Origin of the sequence: Arenimonas sp. SCN 70-307 (genome assembly GCF_001724815.1) — a bacterium.
Lineage (GTDB): Bacteria > Pseudomonadota > Gammaproteobacteria > Xanthomonadales > Xanthomonadaceae > Arenimonas.
On sequence record NZ_MEDO01000014.1, the window covers coordinates 416,702 to 434,716 of the forward strand.

Sequence of the window (18,015 nt, forward strand, 5' to 3'; positions counted from 1 at the left end):
TCCGTGATTCAAACCCAGGTTTGTTTTGTTTCTGTTCTTGTCGGTGTCGCACTTGTTTCAGGGACGTCGCTCAGAACTCACCGCGGTACCAGTTCTTGAACTTCGTCCAAATCGTCCCGGCCTTGCCCGCCGACAGCGTCGGGCGGCGCGGGTTTTCAATCTGGCTGCCCCAGAGCAGCAGGCCGACGCCGGTGGCGTGCACCGGGTTGCCGACCACTTCGCCCAGGCCGGACACGTGCTGGGGGATGCCCACCCGCACCGGCATGTGCAGCATTTCCTCGGCCAGCTCGACCACGCCTTCCATGCGCGAGGCGCCGCCGGTTAGCACCAGGCCCGCGCGCACCAGCTCCTCGAAGCCGGAGCGGCGCAGCTCGGCCTGCACGAGCTCGAAGATTTCCTCGTAGCGGTTCTGCACCGCCTCGGCCAGGGCCTGCCGGGCCAGGCGGCGCGGCGGGCGGTCGCCGACGCTGGGCACCTGGATCGACTCCTCGGCGGTGGCCAGCTGGGCCAGCGCGCAGGCGTAGCGCACCTTGATCTGCTCGGCCTCGGGCGTGGGCGTGCGCAGCAGATGGGCGATGTCGTTGGTCACCTGGTCGCCGGCGATCGGCAGGCTGGCGCTGTGGCGGATCGCGCCCTGCACGAACACCGCGATGTCGGTGGTGCCGGCGCCGATGTCCACCAGCACCACGCCCAGCTCCTTTTCGTCGCTGGTGAGCACGGCGGTGCTGGACGCCAGCGAGCTCAGGATCAGGTCGTCCACCTGCAGGCCGCAGCGCTGCACGCACTTCATCACGTTGCTGGCGGCCGACTGCGCGCCGGTGACCAGGTGCGCGCGCACCTCGAGCCGCACGCCGGACATGCCTACCGGGTTGCGGATGCCTTCCTGCGAGTTGTCGACGATGTATTCCTGGGCGATGGCGTGCAGGATCTTCTGGTCGGCCGGCACGGCCACGGCCTTGGCGGCCTCGAGCACGCGGTCGAGGTCGGCATAGGTCACCTCGCCGCCGGCCACCGGCACGATGCCCGGCGAATTGCGGCACTGGGTGTGGCTGCCCGAGATCGAGGCGTAGACCGAGCGGATCTCGCAGCCGGCCATCAGCTCGGCCTCTTCCACCGCGCGCTGGATCGACTGCACGGTGGATTCGATGTCGACCACCACGCCGCGCTTCATGCCGCGCGACTCGTGCGAGCCAATGCCGATCACCTCGATCTCCTGGCCCGGCGAGTACTCGCCCACCAGCGCCGTCACCTTCGACGTGCCGATGTCCAGGCCCACGATCAGCGACTTGTCACCCTTGCGATTCATTCACTTGTTCCTTCCAGACAATCGCGAAGCCATTGGTGTAGCGAAGGTCCGCACGCGCCACCCGGCGCGCCGGGTCCTGGCGCAGCTGCGGCAGCATCCGCGCGAAGCGCGCCAGGCGCGCCTGCGGGTCGCCGCGGCCGGCCTCGAGTTCGGTGCCGTCGTCGAGCACCAGGTTCCAGCTGCCGCGCGCGCTGAGCGTCACCCTCTCGACCCGAAGGCCCAGCGGCAGGAACAGCGGGCGGGCGATGCCGTACATCGACATCAGCTCGGAGGCGCGGTCCTCGGGGCCGTCGAACACCGGCAGGCCCTGGCCGGCGCCGGGCGGCGCGGCGAACAGCTGGCCCTGCTCGCTGAGCATCCGGCCGTCGGACCAGCGCGCCACCGGCGTGTGTTCGGTCAGGCTCACTTCCAGGCGGTCGGGCCAGCGCTTGCGCACCTCCACCTTTTCCACCCAGGGCAGCGCGGCCACGGACGAACGCACGCCGGCCAGGTCGACCGCGAAGTAGCCGCCCTGCACGTAGGGCAGCACTGCCTCGCGCACCGCGGCCTCGTCGACCTGGGCGAATTCGCCGGTGACGGCCAGCTTGCGCATCGGCCAGCGTTCGCCGGCGATCCAGCCGTTGAGCACCGCCACCACGGGCAGCGCCACCAGGCCGATGGCCAGGATCCAGGCGGCGAGGCGGACCAGTGCGCTCATCGCGCGCCCTCCCCCGCCGGCAGGCTGGTTTCGAGCACGCGCCAGCACAGCTCCTCGAACGACACGCCCAGCTCACGCGCGGCCTTGGGCACCAGCGAGTGGCTGGTCATGCCGGGCGCGGTGTTCACCTCGAGCAGGTAGTTGTTGCCGGCGGCGTCGCGCATCACGTCCACGCGGCCCCAGCCGCTGCAGCCGGCGGCGCGGAAGGCGGCCAGCGCCAGCGCGCGGATGCCGGCCTCGTCCGCGCCCTGCAGGCCGGGGCACAGGTACTGGGTGTCCTCGGCCTGGTACTTGGCGTGGTAGTCGTAGTACTCGCCGGCCGGCACGATGCGGATGCTGGGCAGGGCCAGGTCGCCGAGGATGCCAACGGTGTACTCGCCGCCGACGATGAGCTGCTCCATCAGCAGCTCGCCCGGATAGCGCGCGGCGAGCTCGACGGCGGCATCTAGGCCGGCTTCGTCGAACACGCGCGACACGCCCACGCTGGAGCCTTCGCAGGAGGGCTTGACGATCACCGGCAGGCCCAGCGAAGCGGCCGCGGCGCGCACGCCGGCGGTATCGCCGCGCGCCAGGCGCACGTAGCGCGGCGTCGGCAGCCCCAGCGACAGCCACACCTGCTTGGTGCGGATCTTGTCCATGGCCAGGGCCGAGCCCAGCACGCCCGAGCCGGTCAGCGGCACGCCCAGGGCCTCGCACAGGCCCTGCAGCACGCCGTCTTCGCCGCCGCCCTTGTTGCCGTGCAGGATGTTGAACACGCGGTCGAAGCGTTTGCCCACCAGCGCCTCGATCAGGGCCGGGATGCCATCCACCGCGTGTGCGTCGATGCCGCGGGCGCGCAGCGCCTCGAGCACGTTGCGGCCCGAGTCGAGCGAGACTTCGCGCTCGGCGCTGGTGCCGCCCATCAGCACGGCGACGCGGCCGAAGGCGCGCGGGTCGGTGAGGCGGGTCGGGGCGAGGTTCGGCGTCATGCCTGGGTGGCTCCATGGAGTCCGTGGTTGGCCAGCTCGGTGGCGACGGCGCCGATGTCGCCGGCACCCATCACCAGGAGCAGGTCGCCGTCGGCCAGCACGTCGGCCAGCACGGCCGGCAGTTCACGCGCCGGGCCGGCCAGCACCGGGTCGATGCGGCCGCGGGCGCGGATGGCGCGGGCCAGGGCCTTGGCGTCGGCGCCGACGATGGGCTGCTCGCCGGCCGGGTAGACATCGGTCAGCAGCACCGCATCGGCGCTCGAGAGCACCGCGGCGAAATCGTCGAACAGGTCGCGCGTGCGGCTGTAGCGGTGCGGCTGGAAGGCCACCACCAGGCGGCGATCCGGCCAGCCGCCGCGGGCGGCCGCGAACACGGCCTCGAGCTCGCGCGGGTGGTGGCCGTAGTCGTCCACCAGCAGCGCCTTGCCGCGGCCGAAGTCGAGCTCGCCCTTGAGGTTGAATCGGCGGCCGATGCCCTGGAACTTCTCCAGCGCGGCGGCGATCGCCTCCGGCGCCACGCCCAGCTCCCAGCCCACCGCGGCAGCCGCCAGGGCGTTGAGCACGTTGTGCGCGCCGGGCAGGTTCAGCGTCACCGGCTGTGGCGCGGAGTCGGGCAGGTGCAGGGTAAAGCGCATGCATGCGCCGTGCTGCACCACGTCGGTGGCGCGCACGTCGGCGGCTTCGCGGATGCCGTAGGTGACCAGGTGCCGCGGCGTCTGGGCGGCCAGCGTGGCCACCTCCGGATCGTCGACGCACAGCACGGCCAGGCCATAGAACGGCAGGCGGTGCAGGAACTCGTTGAACGCCGCCTGCACGCGGGCGAAATCACCGGCGTAGTTCTCGAGGTGGTCGGCGTCGATGTTGGTGACCACGGCCACCATCGGGTTCAGGCGCAGGAAGCTGCCGTCGCTCTCGTCGGCCTCGGCCACCAGCCACTGGCCGCTGCCCAGGCCCGCGTTGGCGCCGGCCGACAGCAGCTGGCCGCCGATGACGAAGGTCGGGTCGAGGCCGCCCTCGCTGAGTACGCTGGCCACCAGCGAAGTGGTGGTGGTCTTGCCGTGGGTGCCGGCGATGGCGATGCCGCGCTTGAAGCGCATCAGCTCGGCCAGCATCTCGGCGCGCGGCACCACCGGGATGCGCTGCTCGCGCGCGGCGCGCAGCTCGGGGTTGTCGGGGCGGATGGCGCTCGACACCACCACCACGTCCACGCCGGCCACGTGCGAGGCATCGTGGCCGCGGTGCACGATCGCGCCCATGCCGGCCAGGCGACGGGTGGCGACCGAATCGCTCGCATCCGAGCCGGACACCTGGTAGCCCAGCGTGACCAGCACTTCGGCGATGCCGCTCATGCCGACGCCGCCGATGCCGATGAAGTGCACGCGCGGGAAGGCACGGGCCAGGTCGCCGGTTTGCTGCAGGCGGCGGCGGATCATGCGCGGGCCTCCTCGAGCACGATGCCGGCGACGCGACCGGCGGCGTCGGCGTGGGCGATGCCACGCGCGGCGCCGGCCATGGCCCGGCGACGCGACGGGTCTTGCAGCAGCTCGCCGGCGGCAGCGGCCATGCGCTCGGCGAAGCCCTCGCCTTCCGGCACCAGCACGGCGGCGCCGGCCTCGACCAGGAATTCGGCGTTGCGGGTCTGGTGGTCGTCCACCGCGGCCGGGAACGGCACCAGCACCGAGCCAACGCCGGCGGCGCAGAGCTCGGCCAGGGTCAGGGCACCGGCGCGGCAGACCACCAGGTCGGCCCAGCCGTAGGCTTCGGCCATGTCGGCGATGAAGGGTTCGACGCTGGCCTGCACGCCGGCCTTTTCATAGGTTTCGCGGGTGGCGTCGGCATGGCGCTCGCCGCACTGGTGGCGCACCTGCGGGCGACGGTCGGCCGGCAGGCCGGCCAGCACCGCCGGAAGCACGCGGTTGAGCGCATGCGCGCCCTGGCTGCCGCCCAGCACCAGCAGTCGCGGCGCACCAGTGCGGCCGGCGAATCGTTCGGCCGGCGCCGGCAGCGCGGCGATGGCCGGGCGCACCGGATTGCCCACCACTTCGGCGCGGCCCCCGGCGAAGCTGCCCGGGAAACCACACAGCACGCGTCGCGCGAAGCGCGCCAGCACGCGGTTGGTGAAGCCCGGCGCCCGGTTCTGCTCGTGCACCAGCAGCGGCCGCCGAAGCAGCCAGGCGCACAGGCCACCCGGGCCGGCCACGTAGCCACCGAAGCTGACGACCGCGCGCGGACGCAGGCGGCGCAGCACGGCCAGCGCCTGCAGGCAGGCGCGCAGCAGCTGGAACGGCGCCTTGGCCAGGGCCAGCGCGCCCTTGCCGCGCAGGCCGCGCACGGCGATGGTTTCGAGCGCAATGCCGGCGGGCGGCACCAGCCGCGTTTCCATGCCGCCGGCGGCGCCCAGCCACACGACCGGCACGTCGCGACGGCGCAGCGCCTCGGCCACGGCCAGGCCGGGGAAGATGTGGCCGCCGGTGCCGCCGGCCAGGATCAGCACGGGTGCGCTGGCGGCGTTCATGCCACCGCTCCGATCCTGGGTTCGACGCGATGCCGCGAGCCGCGCGGTCCGGCCGCCGGCGCCACCGCGGCCGGCGAATGTTCGGCCTGGATGACGTCCGGACGCGGCGCGCCCTCGTCGCCGGTCGCGCCGGCGCCGCGCAGGCGGGCCACCTGGCGCTCGGAACGGTCGAGCTCGTAGCTCACGCGCAGCAGCAGGCCGATGGCGGCGCAGGTGATCAGCACGCTCGAACCGCCCGAGGACACCAGCGGCAGGGTCAGGCCCTTGGTCGGCAGGATGCCCAGGTTCACGCCGATCGAAACGAAGGCCTGCAGGCTGATCCACAGGCCCACGCCGAAGGCGCAGAAGCCGGCGAAGTAGCGGCGCATCTCCACCGCGCGCAGGCCCAGGGCGAAGGTGCGCCAGGAGAACAGCGCGAACACCGCGATGATGCCCACCGAGCCGGCGAAGCCCAGCTCCTCGGCCGTGACCGAGAAGATGAAGTCGGTGTGCGCCTCGGGCAGGTAGAACAGCTTTTGCACGCTGCCGCCCAGGCCGACGCCGAACCATTCGCCGCGGCCGATGGCGATCAGGGCCTGGGTGAGCTGGAAGCCGTCGTTGAACGGGTCCTCCCAGGGATTGAGGAAGGACTTCAGGCGCGCCACGCGGTAGGGCGCGGCCACCGCCACGCCCACCAGCACGGGCAGCACGCCGGCGCCGATCAGCAGCAGGTGCCCGATGCGCGCGCCGCCGAGCCAGACCATGCCGGCGGTGATGGCGATGATCAGCGCGGCCGAACCGAAATCGGGCTGCAGCAGGAGCAGGCACACCAGGAAACCGGCCACGCCCAGCGGCTTGAGCAGCGTGGACCACTTCTGGCCGATTTCGTCGCGGTAGCGCACCACGTAGCTGGCCAGCCAGATGATGAGCAGCAGCTTCACCGCCTCGACGGCCTGGAACTTGGACACGCCCAGGTTGATCCAGCGCTGGGCGCCGTTGACCGTGTGGCCGATGCCCGGCATGAACACCAGGCCCAGCAGCACGATGCAGGCCAGCAGCAGCACGTGGTTGTAGCGTTCGATGAGCTTGAGCTCGGTGCGCATCAGTCCGAAGGCGAGCACCGCGCCCAGGCCCAGGAACACCACGTGGCGGGTGAGGAAATAGAACGGGCCGACGTCCAGGCCTTCGGCGATCGCGATCGAGCTCGAGCCCACCATCACCACGCCGAAGCCGGCCAGCAGCAGGGCCAGGCCCAGCAGCACGGGGTCGTAGCGACCGCCGATCTGCTCGAGCTTGGTGGCCTGGTTGGCGCGCTCGTCGAGGAAGCTCATGTCAGCGCACCTTCAGCGTGGCGAGGCTGACCAGCACGAGCATCACCGAGATGATCCAGAAGCGCACGATCACGCGCGGCTCCGGCCAGCCCTTGAGCTCGAAGTGGTGGTGGATGGGCGCCATGCGGAACACGCGGCGGCCGGTGAGCTTGAAGCTGGCGACCTGGATCATCACCGACAGCGTCTCGATGACGAAGATGCCGCCCATCACCACCAGGATCGCCTCCTGGCGCACGATCACCGCGATGGTGCCCAGCACGGCGCCCAGCGCCAGCGCGCCGATGTCGCCCATGAACACCATCGCCGGGTAGGTGTTGAACCACAGGAAGCCCAGGCCCGCGCCGGCGATGGCCGCGCAGACGATGGCGATCTCGCCCGCGCCCGGCACCGCCGGGATCTGAAGGTACTCGGAGAACACCGCGTTGCCCGAGGCATAGGCGAACACGCCCAGCGCGCCGGCCACCAGCACCGTGGGCATGATCGCCAGGCCGTCGAGGCCGTCGGTCAGGTTCACCGCGTTGGAGAAACCGACGATCCAGAAGTAGGCCAGCACCACGAACATCGCGCCCAGCGGCACGGCGAAGTCCTTGAGCAGCGGCAGGAACAGCGTGGTGTTGTTCGGGTGGTCGGCGGTGAAGAACAGCACCAGCGCCGCGGCCAGGCCGAACAGCGACTGCAGCGCGTACTTGTGCCGCGACTTGAGGCCGTTGGGGTCGCGGCGGACGATCTTGATCCAGTCGTCGAGCCAGCCGATGGCGCCGAAGGCCAGCATCACCGCCAGCAGGATCCAGACGTAGCGGTTGCGCAGGTCGGCCCACATCAGGGTCGAGAGCGCGATGGTGAGCAGGATCAGCGCGCCGCCCATGGTCGGCGTGCCGGCCTTGGAGAAGTGGCTCTGCGGGCCGTCGGTGCGGATCGGCTGGCCGCCCTTGAGCTCGGCCAGGCGGGCGATGACCTTCGGGCCCAGCCACAGCGAGAGCAGCAGCGCGGTGAGCGCGCCGAGGATGCCGCGGAAGGTGAGGTAGCCGAACAGCGGCGGCATCCACCCCATCTCGTGCAGCCAGCGGGCCAGTTCAAGCAGCATCGTGTGCGGTTCCTTCGCGGTCGGCGGCCAGCAGCGCGGCCAGCACCTTGTCCATCGCGCTAGAGCGCGAACCCTTGACCAGGCAGCGCAGCCCCGCCGGCGCGGCGGCGAGCGCCGGGCCGAGCGCGGCCAGCAGGCCGGCCTGGTCCTTGAAATGCAGCGCGCCGGGGCCGAAGGCGCGGCTGGCGGCGGCGCTCATCTCGCCCACCGTCCACAGGCGCTTGAGGCCGGCGCGCAGGGCCTGGCTGCCGACTTCGGCGTGCAGGCCCAGGGCGTCCTCGCCCAGCTCGTGCATGTCACCCAGCACCAGCCAAGCCTCGCCGCCGGACTCGGCCAGCGCGGCGATCGCCGCCGCCACCGAACCCGGGTTGGCGTTGTAGCTGTCGTCCACCAGCACCACGCCGTTGCGCAGTACGTGCGGCACCTGCCGGCCCGGTACCGGCGGCGCTTCCTGCAGGCCGGCGACGACGTGTTCGAGCCGCGCGCCGGCGCCCAGCGCCAGGCCGGCGGCGGCCAGCGCGTTCATCACGCTGTGCCGGCCCGGCAGCGGCAGGCGCACGCGGGCGTCGCCGGCGGGCGTGTGCAGGGTGAATTCCGAGGCGTCGGCGCTGGCGCGGATGTCGCTGGCGCGCAGGTCGGCGTCGTTCTCCAGGCCAAAGCGCAGCACCCGGCGGTGGCCGATGCGCTGCATGAACAGCGGCGCGAAGGCGTCGTCGGCGTTCACCACCGCCACGCCGTCGTCGGGCAGCGCCTCGTAGATCGCGCCCTTGGTTTCGGCGATGCCCAGCAGGCTGCCCATGCGCTCGAGGTGGGCCGGGCCGATGTTGTTGACCAGCGCCACCTGCGGCGGCGCGATCGAGGCCAGGTAGGCGATGTCGCCCGGCTTGCCCGCGCCCATCTCGTAGATGGCGAAGCGCGCGTCCTCCGGCGCCTCGAGCACGGCCAGCGGCAGGCCGATCTCGTTGTTGCGGTTGCCGGGGTTGGCGTGGGCCTTGCCGGCGCGCGAAAGCATGGACAGCACCAGGGTCTTGACCGAGGTCTTGCCGTTGCTGCCGGTCAACGCCACGACCACGGCCGGGCGACCCTGCTGCACGCCGGCGGCGAGTTCGCCGAGCGCGTCCTGGGTGTCGGCGCACAGCACCTGCGGCAGCGGGCAGTCGACCTCGCGGTGCACCAGCAGGGCGGCGGCGCCCGCCGCCAGCGCCTCGGCGGCGAGGTCGTGGGCGTCGTGGCGCTCGCCGCGCAGCGCGACGAACAGCGCGCCCGGCTGCAGCGTGCGGGTGTCGGTGCCGACCGACGTGACCTCGACGTCGGCGCCGAGGTGGCGGCCTTCGACCCAGCGGGCGACCTGCGAGAGCAGCAGCGGCCTCATGCGCGCGCCTCCAGCAGCGAGCGCGCCACCTGCAGGTCGTCGAAGGGATGCTTCACGCCGGCGACTTCCTGGTAGGGCTCGTGGCCCTTGCCGGCCACCAGCACCACGTCGCCGGCGCCGGCGCCCTCCAGCGCCAGGGCGATGGCGCGGGCGCGGTCGCGCTGCACGGTGACGGCGGCGGCATTGCGGAAGCCGGCCAGGATGCCGGCGACGATGGCATCGCCATCCTCGCGGCGCGGGTTGTCGTCGGTGACGATGACGCGGTCGGCGCCGGCCTCGGCGATCGCCGCCATCTGCGGGCGCTTGCCGGCGTCGCGCTCGCCGCCGCAGCCGAACACGCAGCTCAGGCGGCCCGGGGTGTGTTCGCGCAGGCTGGCCAGCGCCTGCCCGAGGGCGTCGGGCGTGTGCGCGTAGTCCACCACCACCAGCGGCAGGCCGGCCTCGCCGCCGACGCGGCTCATGCGGCCACCGACCGGCGACAGGCGCGGCAGCATCGCGGCGACCTCGGCCAGCGGCCAGCCCAGCGCGCGCAGCGCACCGGCCACCGCCAGCAGGTTGTCGACGTTGAAGCGGCCGAGCAGCGGCGAGGCCACCGCCAGGCGCTGGTCGCCTTCCACGAGGTCGAAGCGCAGGCCCTGCGGCACCAGCCGCACGGCCTCGGCGCGCAGGCGCGCACCGGCGTGGCCGCGGGCGCTGACGCCGATCACGTCCACGCCCTCGGCGATGCCCGTCGCGAGGCCCGCGCCGAAGGCATCGTCGAGGTTGAGCACCACGGCCTGCAGCGTCGGCCAGGCGAAGAGCCTGGCCTTGGCGGCGCCGTAGGCTTCCATCGTGCCGTGGAAGTCGAGGTGGTCGCGGGTGAGGTTGGTGAACACCGCCACGCGGAAGGCCACGGCATCCACGCGGCCCTGCTCGAGCGCGTGCGAGCTCACTTCCATCGCCACGTGGCTGGCGCCCTGGTCGCGCATGCCGGCCAGCAGGCGGTGCACGGCGATGACGTCGGGCGTGGTGCGCTCGCCCGGCACGAGGGCGCCGTGCAGGCCCGCGCCCAGGGTGCCGATGGTGCCGGCGGTGGCGCCCGAAAGATGCAGGGCCTGGGCCAGCAGCTGCACGGTCGAGGTCTTGCCATTGGTGCCGGTGACGCCGACGACCTGCGCGTGGCGCGAGGGCGAGCCGTAGAAACGATCGGCCAGTTCGCCCTGGCGCGCGCGCAGGCCGGGCACGGCGATGGCGTTGGCCGGCAACGCCAGGCCCTCGGGCGCCGGCGGTTCGAACAGGATGGCGCTGGCGCCCGCGGCTTCGGCCTGCGCGGCGTGCCGCAGGCCGTGCGTGCTGGCGCCCGCGAGCGCGACGAAGGCGTAGCCGGGCCGCAGCTCGCGGCTGTCGGCGGCCAGGCCGGTGAGCGCCGGGTTGAACGCCGGCGGGGGCGACGCGGCGCCCCCGAGCAGTTCGTGCAGGTGCATGGCGCGGGTCATGGCGCCTCCTGCCGGACAGGGGCCGGGGCCTTCTTGCGGGCGCGGGCTTCCTGGGCCGCGTACCACTTCTCGATGTCGTCCGGCGGCACGTCCATCAGGCGCAGCGCGCCGTCCATGACGCGATGGAAGACCGGCGCCGACACCGCGCCGCCGCCGTATTCGAGGCCCTGCGGTTCGTGGATCACCACCGCCATCGCGAAGCGCGGGTTGGTGGCCGGCACCAGGCCGACGAACACCGCCGCGTAGCGCTTGGCCGCGTAACCGCCGCCGTCGGCCTTGCGCGAGGTGCCGGTCTTGCCGGCCACGCGGTAGCCGGTGACGGCAGCGCGACGCGCGGTGCCCTCGGGGCCGACGACCGTTTCGAGCATGTCCATCAGCTGCCGGGCGATGGCCGGGTCGATCACCTGCTCGCCTTCGCCGGCACCGCCCTTGACGAAGGTGGGCGTCATGATGCGGCCGTCGTTGCCGATCGCGGCATAGGCGCGCGCCAGCTGCAGCGGCGTCACCGACAGGCCATAGCCGTAGGAGATGGTGGCCTTTTCGGTCGGGCCCCAGCGGCGCGCCAGCGGCAGCACGCCCGGCAGCTCGCCGGGGAAGCCGCTGCCGCTGCGCTGGCCGAGGCCGAAGCGGTGGTACATGTCGTACTGGTGGTCGGCGCTGAGCTCGTTGGACACCTTGATGGCGCCGACGTTCGAACTCTTGGTCAGGATGCCCGCCAGGGTGAGCGTGCCGTAGTTGCGGAAGTCGCGCACCGTGTAGCCACCGGGCAGCGGCATGTAGCCCGGCGCGGTCGGGATGAGCGTCTCGGGCGTGAACTTGCCGGCCTCGAGCCCCGCGGCCAGGGTGAGCGTCTTCATCACCGAGCCGGGCTCGACCACGTCGGTGACCGAGCGGTTGCGGCGCGCCTCGGCGTCGGCGCCGACGCGGGAATTGGGGTTGTAGGACGGCTGGTTCACCATCGCCAGCACTTCGCCGGTGGGCACGTCGAGCACCACCACCGAGCCCGAGGTGGCGCCGGTCTCGATCAGCGCGGCCTTGAGCTCGCGATAGGCGAGGTACTGGATGCGGCGGTCGATCGACAGCACCAGGTCCTTGCCCGGCTCGGCGGCACGCACCAGGTCCACGTTCTCGACGATGCGGCCGCGGCGGTCGCGGATCACGCGCTGGCTGCCTTCCTGGCCGGTGAGCCACTCGTTGAAGGCCAGCTCCAGGCCTTCCTGGCCGCGGTCGTCGATGTTGGTGAAGCCCAGCACGTGGGCCAGGACCTCGCCGTGCGGGTAGAAGCGGCGGAACTCGCGCTGCGAGTACACGCCGGGAATGCCCAGCGCGGTGATCTCTTCGGCGACGTCCGGGTTGAGGTGCCGGCGCAGGTAGACGAACTCCTTGTCGGCGCGCTCGGAGACGCGGCGGGTGAGCACGTCCAGCGGGATCTGCAGCGCCTTGGCCAGCTCGGGCAGGCGGTCGGGATGGACCAGCAGCTCCTTCGGGTTGGCCCAGATCGACTCGACCGGCGAGGACACCGCCAGCGGCTCGCCGTTGCGGTCGGTGATCATGCCGCGCGAGGTGGCGATGGGTACCTCGCGCAGGAAGCGCGCATCGCCCTGCTGCTGGTAGAACTCCTCGCTGATCACCTGCAGGTGCGCCGCGCGCGCCACCAGCACGACGCAGCAGGCGGCGAGCACGCCGCCGACCACCATCAGGCGCTTGCGGGGGCTGTAGCTGCTGCGGCCGCTCATGGCTTGAGCACCACGATGTCGTCGTCGGACGGGAAGGTCATGCCCAGGCGCGTGCCGGCGACCTGCTCGATGCGGTTGGCCTCCGACCACGTGGCCTGCTCGAGCTGCAGGCGGCCGAACTCGATGTTGAGCTCGTCGCGCTGCTTCTCGAGCGTGGTCAGGGCGATGTAGGCCTGGCGGTGCTCGTGGCGCGCCCAGACCACGCCCAGGGCGCTGCTGATCACCGCGGCCGCCAGCGCCAGCAGGAGGAAGTGGCGAAGGCTCATGCCGCCTCCCCCGCCGCGAGCTTTTCCGCCACGCGCAGCACGGCGCTGCGGGCGCGCGGGTTGTCGGCCACTTCCTGGGCGGTGGCGCGCAGGGCGCCCGAGACGTCGCGCAGGCCCGGCGTGAACGCGGCCGGCACCGGCATGCGGCGATTGCCCGGCGGCGCCTTGGCGTGGCGGGCGATGAACTGCTTGACGATGCGGTCTTCGAGCGAGTGGAAGCTGATCACCGCCAGCCGGCCGCCGGGGCGCAGCACCGAGAGCGCGGCGTCGAGCCCGGCCTCGAGGTCGTCGAGCTCGCGGTTGATGAAGATGCGGATGGCCTGGAAGCTGCGCGTGGCCGGGTGGATCTTGTCGCCGCCGCGCGGCATCACCGAGGCGATGATTTCAGCCAGCTGCGCCGTGCGCTCGATCGGGGCCTCGCCGCGACGCGCAACGATCGCGCGGGCGATGCGCCGGCTCATCTTCTCCTCGCCGTAGGTCCACAGCACGTCGGCGATCTCGCGCTCGTCGGCGCGGGCCAGCCACTGCGCGGCGCTTTCACCGGACTCGGGGTCCATGCGCATGTCGAGCGGGCCGTCCTTGCCGAAGCTGAAGCCGCGCTCGGCCACGTCGAGCTGGGGCGAGGACACGCCGAGGTCGAGCAGCACGCCGTCGAGGCCGGCGGCGGCCTCGTCCCACTGCGCCATGCCGGCGAAGGAGCCGCGACGGACGGCGACCCGCCCGTCCGCGCCGAAAAGCGCGTGGGCGGTCGCGATCGCTTCCGGGTCCTTGTCCATCACCAACAGCCGTCCATCCGGCCCAAGCCGGTCGAGCACGCCGCGCGCATGGCCCCCTCGCCCGAACGTGCCATCCAGATACCTGCCATCCCTGCGTACCTGCAGGCCGTCCATGACCTGCGCCCACATCACCGGGAGATGGCTGGGCTGCGTTTCCGCACGCATCCCGGCCATGCCCGTCACAGCCTGAGGTCGAGCATGTCCTCGCTGATCTCGTCTTCCCCGATGGTCTGACGGATCTGCGCGAGGTGCGCCTGCTCGCTCCAAAGTTCGAACTTGCCGCCCATGCCCAGCAGCACGGCCTTCTTCTCGATGCCGGCGGCGTTGCGGTGGCTCGCCGGCAGCAGCACGCGGCCGTTGCCGTCGGGCTCGACCACGGTGGCGGCGCCGACGAGCTTGAGCTGCAGGTTGCGGTGCACGCGCTTGGCGTTGGGCAGGGCATTGACCTGGTCGCGGACCTTTTCCCAGGCCGATTCCGGGTACAGCCACAGGCAGCCGGCCTCGTAGGGGTTGTAGGTGACCACCAGGCGGTTGGCGCAGGCGCGCGCGACCTGGTCGCGGTAGGCCGTCGGAATGGCCAGCCGCCCCTTGTCGTCAATCGTGATCGCCGTTTCGCCCTGGAACATCGCCCTGGTTCCGCCCTCGCCCACTGAAAACCACAAAAAGCCCGGATTTCCCTCAAATGTCCACGTTAGACCTGCCCCCATGGGGTGTCAAGGACAAAATCAGGGGAATTTCGCTAGGCGGATCAAGGCGTTGCGCGAAACTTGAGAGTCTTGTTTAAGAACCATTCGGCAACTGTTGTTTCACATGGATTTGATCCAAACCCGTGAAACAGTTCCGGTCGACCGACCGGGGACAGGCACCCGGACGCGGGCAGGCCTCGCCAGGCCGGCCGGGGGCCGGATTGCGCGAATCGGGGGTGTCGGGGGGAGGAAGTGGCGGAGCCGGCCGCTAAGCCGGGTTCTGTCGTGGACAGTCATTCCTCTGGGACCTGCGTCGCCGCAGGCCTCAAGCAGCCAACCCGGGTGCGGCACGAGCCATGCCATCGCACCCCTATTTGGCCTTGCTCCGGGTGGGGTTTGCCGTGCCCCGGGGCGTTGTCCCCCCGGGCGGTGGGCTCTTACCCCACCGTTTCGCCCTTACCACGCACCCTTTCGGGCCGTTCGGCGGTTTGTTTTCTGTTGCACTTTCCGTCGGCTCACGCCGCCCAGGCGTTACCTGGCACCCTGCTCTGTGGAGCCCGGACTTTCCTCGGCGCATTGCTGCGACGCGACTGTCTTGGCCGGCTCCGCCGCGTGCATTCTCGCACATCGGGGGGGTGGGTATTTGAACGCGGATCAGAGCGGATGGAGGCGGATAAAATCTGATCAATCGGTAGTTTGGTCTACGCCAGAAACTGCCCCGCAGCGTATTGACCCAATCCCAATCGCTTTCATTCGCTCTTATCCGCTTTCATCCGCTCTGATCCGCGTTCAAAAAACCAATCCCCCTACTGGCCACCATCTCCACCGTAGAGGGCCTTGCGGGGGGCGCCGCTGAGGTCGGCGGCGAGTCTGGCGGCAACGGAGGGTTTGAGGTGTTCGCTCAGGCGGGCGTAGAGGCGCTGGCCTTCGCGCAGGCGCGCTTCGGCATCGTCTTCGCAGCCGCGCACGACGAGCACGAACTCGCCCTTGCGCTGGTTTTCGTCGGCGGCCACGCGCGCGGCGAGGTCGCCAAGCGTGTCGCCCAGCACCGTCTCGAACAGCTTGGTGAGCTCGCGCGCCAGCACGGCTTCGCGCGTGGCTCCGAATTCCGCCACCAGATCGGAAAGGCATTCCTCGATGCGGTGTGAGCTTTCGTAGAACACCAGCGTGCGCGTTTCCCTCGCCAGCGACTGCAGCCGCTCGCGGCGGGCGCCGGCCTTCGCCGGCAGGAAGCCTTCGAAACAGAAGCGGTCGGACGGGATGCCCGCCACCGACAGCGCCGCGATGGCGGCGCAGGCCCCCGGCAGCGGCACCACGCGCAGGCCGGCCGCGCGCACCTCGCGCACCAGCCGGTAGCCCGGGTCGCTCACCAGCGGCGTGCCCGCGTCGGACACCAGCGCCAGCGCGTCGCCGGCCCGGAGGCGCTCGACCAGCTTCCAGGCCACGTCGGCCTCGTTGTGCTCGTGCAGCGCGATCAGCGGGCGGTCGATGCCCAGCGCGCCCAGCAGCTGGCGGGTGTGCCGCGTGTCCTCGGCGCAGATGGCGTCCACGCCGGCCAGCACCTCGCGCGCCCTCGCGGTCAGGTCGCCGAGGTTGCCGATGGGCGTGGCCACCACGTGCAGCGCCCCCGCGTGTACCGTTGCCATGACCGCGCCCTCCGTGTGCACCGGGTATCATCTTACGCGGCAATCCCAACGGACCCCGACCATGCTGCGAACCGCCCCCCTGCTGCTGGCCCTCGCCCTGCTCGCCGGCTGCGCCAGCGTCAGCGTGCAGCGCGATCCTTCCGCCGCCGGGCCGACGCCCGCCGTGGCCACGCCGGCCTCGCGCCTGGCCGAGGAAGGGCAGCACGCCGAAGCCGCGCGTGCCTACGCGGCCATCGCCGCCGAGTCGCGCGGCGCCGCCCGCGAGCGCGCCCTGCTCGACGCCGCCTGGCAGTACCGCCTGGCCGGCCAGGACGCCGCCGCGCGCCAGGCCTGGTCGGAAGTGTCGCGCCGTCGCCTCGAGGGCAGCGCCGCGCTCCGCCACGACCTGCTGGGCGCCCATTTCCATCTCCAGGCCGGCCGCGCCGCCGAGGCACTGGGGATGCTGGGCCAGCCGCGCGCCTCGGTGCCGGCTGCACTCGCCGCCGACTGGCATGGCCTGCGCGCCGACGCGCTGCGCCGGCTGGGCCGCGGCTTCGACGCCGCCGCCGACCTCGCCTGGCTGGCGGCCACGCAGTCCGGCGAAGCGCGGGTACGCACCGTGGGCGAAATCGTCGCCCTGCTGTCGGCCGAGTCCGACGCCAACCTTTCGGCCAGGGCCGCCGCGCTGCCGGTCGGCGAACCGCTTTACGCCTACGCCGGCCGCAGCCTGAGCCAGCGTGGCCTGCCGCTGCCGCGTCCCTACGACCGCAGCGGCTCGACGCCCTCGCTCGACGCCCTGCCGCCGGCCGAACGCGACGGCTATCGCCCGCCCGAGCGCCTGGCGGTGCTGCTGCCGCTCAGCGGCCCGCTGGCCACCGCCGGCCTGTCGGTGCGCGATGGCGTGCTGGCCGCGTACTACGCCGAGCCGCGCCGGCGCCCGAGCCTGCGTTTCTACGACACCGCCGCGCCCGGCGGCCTGCGCGAGGCCCTGGCCCGCGCCACCGCCGACGGCGCGCAGATGCTGATCGGCCCGCTCTCGCGCGAGGAAGTGAACACCGTCTTCGCCACGCCGGAGCTGTCGCTGCCGACGGTGGCACTCAACCGCGGCACCCATCCGCCCACGCCCGGCAGCACCAGCTTCGCGCTGGCGCCCGAGGACGAGGGCGCGGCCGCCGCCGACCGCCTGGTCGATCGTGGCCAGCGCCGCGTGCTGGTGGTGACGCAGAACGATGAGACGGCGCGGCGTTCGCTGGCCAGCTTCCGGGTGCAGCTGTCCGCGCGCGGCGGCGAAGTCATCGGCGAAGTCGTCGTGTCGCCGGACAATCCCGACTACGTGCCGGCCCTGCAGGCGGCCGTGGCCGCTGCCGGCGGCCTGCGCCCCGACGCGCTGTTCCTGAGCCTGAAGGCGGCCGAAGCGCGCCTGCTGGCCAGCCAGGTCGAACCGGCCGGCCTGGCCGGCGTGCCGCGCGTGGCCTCGTCGCTCATCCTCTCCGGCGCCAACCTGCGCATGGACGTCGAGCTCGACGGCATCGAATACCCCGAGCTGCCCTGGCTGCTGGGTCTGCGCGGCGGCCTGCCGGAGTCCGACACGCTGGGCAACACGCTGCCCGGCGCCCAGGGCGGCGGCGCACGCCTGTTCGCCTTCGGCCACGACGCCTGGCGCCTGGCGGCCTACCTCGACCGCCTGGTGTCCGACCCGGGCGCACAGGTGCGCGGCGCCACCGGCGAACTCTCGCTCGATGCCAACGGCGTGGTGCAGCGCAAGCCGGCGTGGGCCGTGTTCAGCGGCGGCCGCCCGCGCCCGGCGCCGGACGGCGCCCTGCTGCCCGATGCCGGCGCGCCCTGAAAAACGCGCCACCGGCGACGCGGCCGAACAGGCCGCGCGCCAGCTGCTCGAGGGCGAAGGCCTGCGCCTGCTGGCGCAGAACGTGAACTACCGCTTCGGCGAACTCGACCTGGTGATGCGCGAGGGCGAGTGGGTGGTCTTCGTGGAAGTACGCTACCGCGCCGACGACCGCTACGGCGGCGGCCTAGCCTCGGTCGACCGCCGCAAATGCCGCCGCGTCGCCCTCGCCGCCCGCGCCTGGCTCGCACGCCATCCGGAACTCGCCAACGCCCCCTGCCGCTTCGACATCGTCGCCGCCTCGCCCACCAGCCTCGACTGGCACCGCGCCGCCTTCACCCTCGACGACCTTTGAT

15 protein-coding genes, 1 other RNA gene and 1 pseudogene are annotated in these 18,015 nt (G+C 72.2%); 2 read left to right on the forward strand and 15 right to left on the reverse strand.

Annotated elements, in window-relative coordinates:
* Positions 1-70: 70 nt before the first annotated feature.
* The 15 genes and pseudogenes from ftsA to rsmI all read right to left on the reverse strand — a co-directional run bounded on the left by ftsA (position 71) and on the right by rsmI (position 15,837).
* On the reverse strand, positions 71-1,306 hold the full coding sequence (ftsA, locus tag ABS41_RS08225; RefSeq protein ID WP_290592780.1) for a cell division protein FtsA: 1,236 nt from the start codon (positions 1,304-1,306) through the stop codon (positions 71-73).
* On the reverse strand, positions 1,290-2,003 hold the full coding sequence (locus ABS41_RS08230) for a cell division protein FtsQ/DivIB (protein ID WP_290592782.1): 714 nt from the start codon (positions 2,001-2,003) through the stop codon (positions 1,290-1,292). The genes ftsA and ABS41_RS08230 overlap by 17 nt, the downstream gene beginning before the upstream one ends.
* Positions 2,000-2,971 carry a D-alanine--D-alanine ligase gene (locus ABS41_RS08235; protein ID WP_290592784.1) on the reverse strand — a complete coding sequence of 324 codons (972 nt, stop codon included), beginning with the start codon at positions 2,969-2,971 and terminating at the stop codon, positions 2,000-2,002. Before ABS41_RS08235 ends, ABS41_RS08230 begins: the two co-directional genes overlap by 4 nt.
* Positions 2,968-4,401: a UDP-N-acetylmuramate--L-alanine ligase gene (murC, locus tag ABS41_RS08240; RefSeq protein ID WP_290593212.1), complete on the reverse strand. Its 1,434-nt coding sequence runs from the start codon at positions 4,399-4,401 to the stop codon at positions 2,968-2,970. Before murC ends, ABS41_RS08235 begins: the two co-directional genes overlap by 4 nt.
* A complete protein-coding gene (gene murG, locus ABS41_RS08245; RefSeq protein ID WP_290592786.1) occupies positions 4,401-5,486 on the reverse strand; it encodes an undecaprenyldiphospho-muramoylpentapeptide beta-N-acetylglucosaminyltransferase in 1,086 nt (361 codons plus the stop codon). Before murG ends, murC begins: the two co-directional genes overlap by 1 nt.
* A complete protein-coding gene (gene ftsW / locus ABS41_RS08250; RefSeq protein ID WP_290592788.1) occupies positions 5,483-6,796 on the reverse strand; it encodes a putative lipid II flippase FtsW in 1,314 nt (437 codons plus the stop codon). Before ftsW ends, murG begins: the two co-directional genes overlap by 4 nt.
* 1 nt (position 6,797) lies before the next feature.
* Positions 6,798-7,880, reverse strand: a complete 1,083-nt coding sequence (mraY, locus tag ABS41_RS08255; protein ID WP_290592790.1) for a phospho-N-acetylmuramoyl-pentapeptide-transferase — start codon at positions 7,878-7,880, stop codon at positions 6,798-6,800.
* Positions 7,870-9,252, reverse strand: a complete 1,383-nt coding sequence (murF, locus tag ABS41_RS08260) for a UDP-N-acetylmuramoyl-tripeptide--D-alanyl-D-alanine ligase (RefSeq protein ID WP_290592792.1) — start codon at positions 9,250-9,252, stop codon at positions 7,870-7,872. Before murF ends, mraY begins: the two co-directional genes overlap by 11 nt.
* On the reverse strand, positions 9,249-10,727 hold the full coding sequence (locus ABS41_RS08265) for a UDP-N-acetylmuramoyl-L-alanyl-D-glutamate--2,6-diaminopimelate ligase (protein ID WP_290592794.1): 1,479 nt from the start codon (positions 10,725-10,727) through the stop codon (positions 9,249-9,251). Before ABS41_RS08265 ends, murF begins: the two co-directional genes overlap by 4 nt.
* 44 nt (positions 10,728-10,771) lie before the next feature.
* Positions 10,772-12,463, reverse strand: a pseudogene (locus ABS41_RS08270) (penicillin-binding protein 2); the annotation flags it as partial.
* A complete protein-coding gene (gene ftsL, locus ABS41_RS08275; RefSeq protein ID WP_290592796.1) occupies positions 12,460-12,729 on the reverse strand; it encodes a cell division protein FtsL in 270 nt (89 codons plus the stop codon). The gene ftsL and the pseudogene ABS41_RS08270, both read right to left, overlap by 4 nt.
* Positions 12,726-13,679, reverse strand: coding sequence for a 16S rRNA (cytosine(1402)-N(4))-methyltransferase RsmH (rsmH, locus tag ABS41_RS08280; RefSeq protein ID WP_290592797.1), 954 nt, complete (start codon positions 13,677-13,679; stop codon positions 12,726-12,728). The genes ftsL and rsmH overlap by 4 nt, the downstream gene beginning before the upstream one ends.
* A gap of 5 nt (positions 13,680-13,684) precedes the next feature.
* Positions 13,685-14,131, reverse strand: a complete 447-nt coding sequence (gene mraZ / locus ABS41_RS08285) for a division/cell wall cluster transcriptional repressor MraZ (protein ID WP_290592799.1) — start codon at positions 14,129-14,131, stop codon at positions 13,685-13,687.
* Positions 14,132-14,444: 313 nt separating this feature from the next.
* Positions 14,445-14,798, reverse strand: an RNA gene (gene rnpB / locus ABS41_RS08290) — RNase P RNA component class A.
* A gap of 199 nt (positions 14,799-14,997) precedes the next feature.
* The gene (gene rsmI, locus ABS41_RS08295; RefSeq protein ID WP_290592801.1) at positions 14,998-15,837 is read right to left on the reverse strand and encodes a 16S rRNA (cytidine(1402)-2'-O)-methyltransferase; all 840 of its coding nucleotides are present in this window, start codon (positions 15,835-15,837) and stop codon (positions 14,998-15,000) included.
* A gap of 61 nt (positions 15,838-15,898) precedes the next feature.
* On the opposite strand from rsmI, the gene ABS41_RS08300 reads away from it, so the two are divergent.
* Positions 15,899-17,662: a penicillin-binding protein activator gene (locus ABS41_RS08300; protein ID WP_290592803.1), complete on the forward strand. Its 1,764-nt coding sequence runs from the start codon at positions 15,899-15,901 to the stop codon at positions 17,660-17,662.
* Positions 17,646-18,014: a YraN family protein gene (locus ABS41_RS08305; RefSeq protein ID WP_290592805.1), complete on the forward strand. Its 369-nt coding sequence runs from the start codon at positions 17,646-17,648 to the stop codon at positions 18,012-18,014. The genes ABS41_RS08300 and ABS41_RS08305 overlap by 17 nt, the downstream gene beginning before the upstream one ends.
* Position 18,015: the final 1 nt, after the last annotated feature.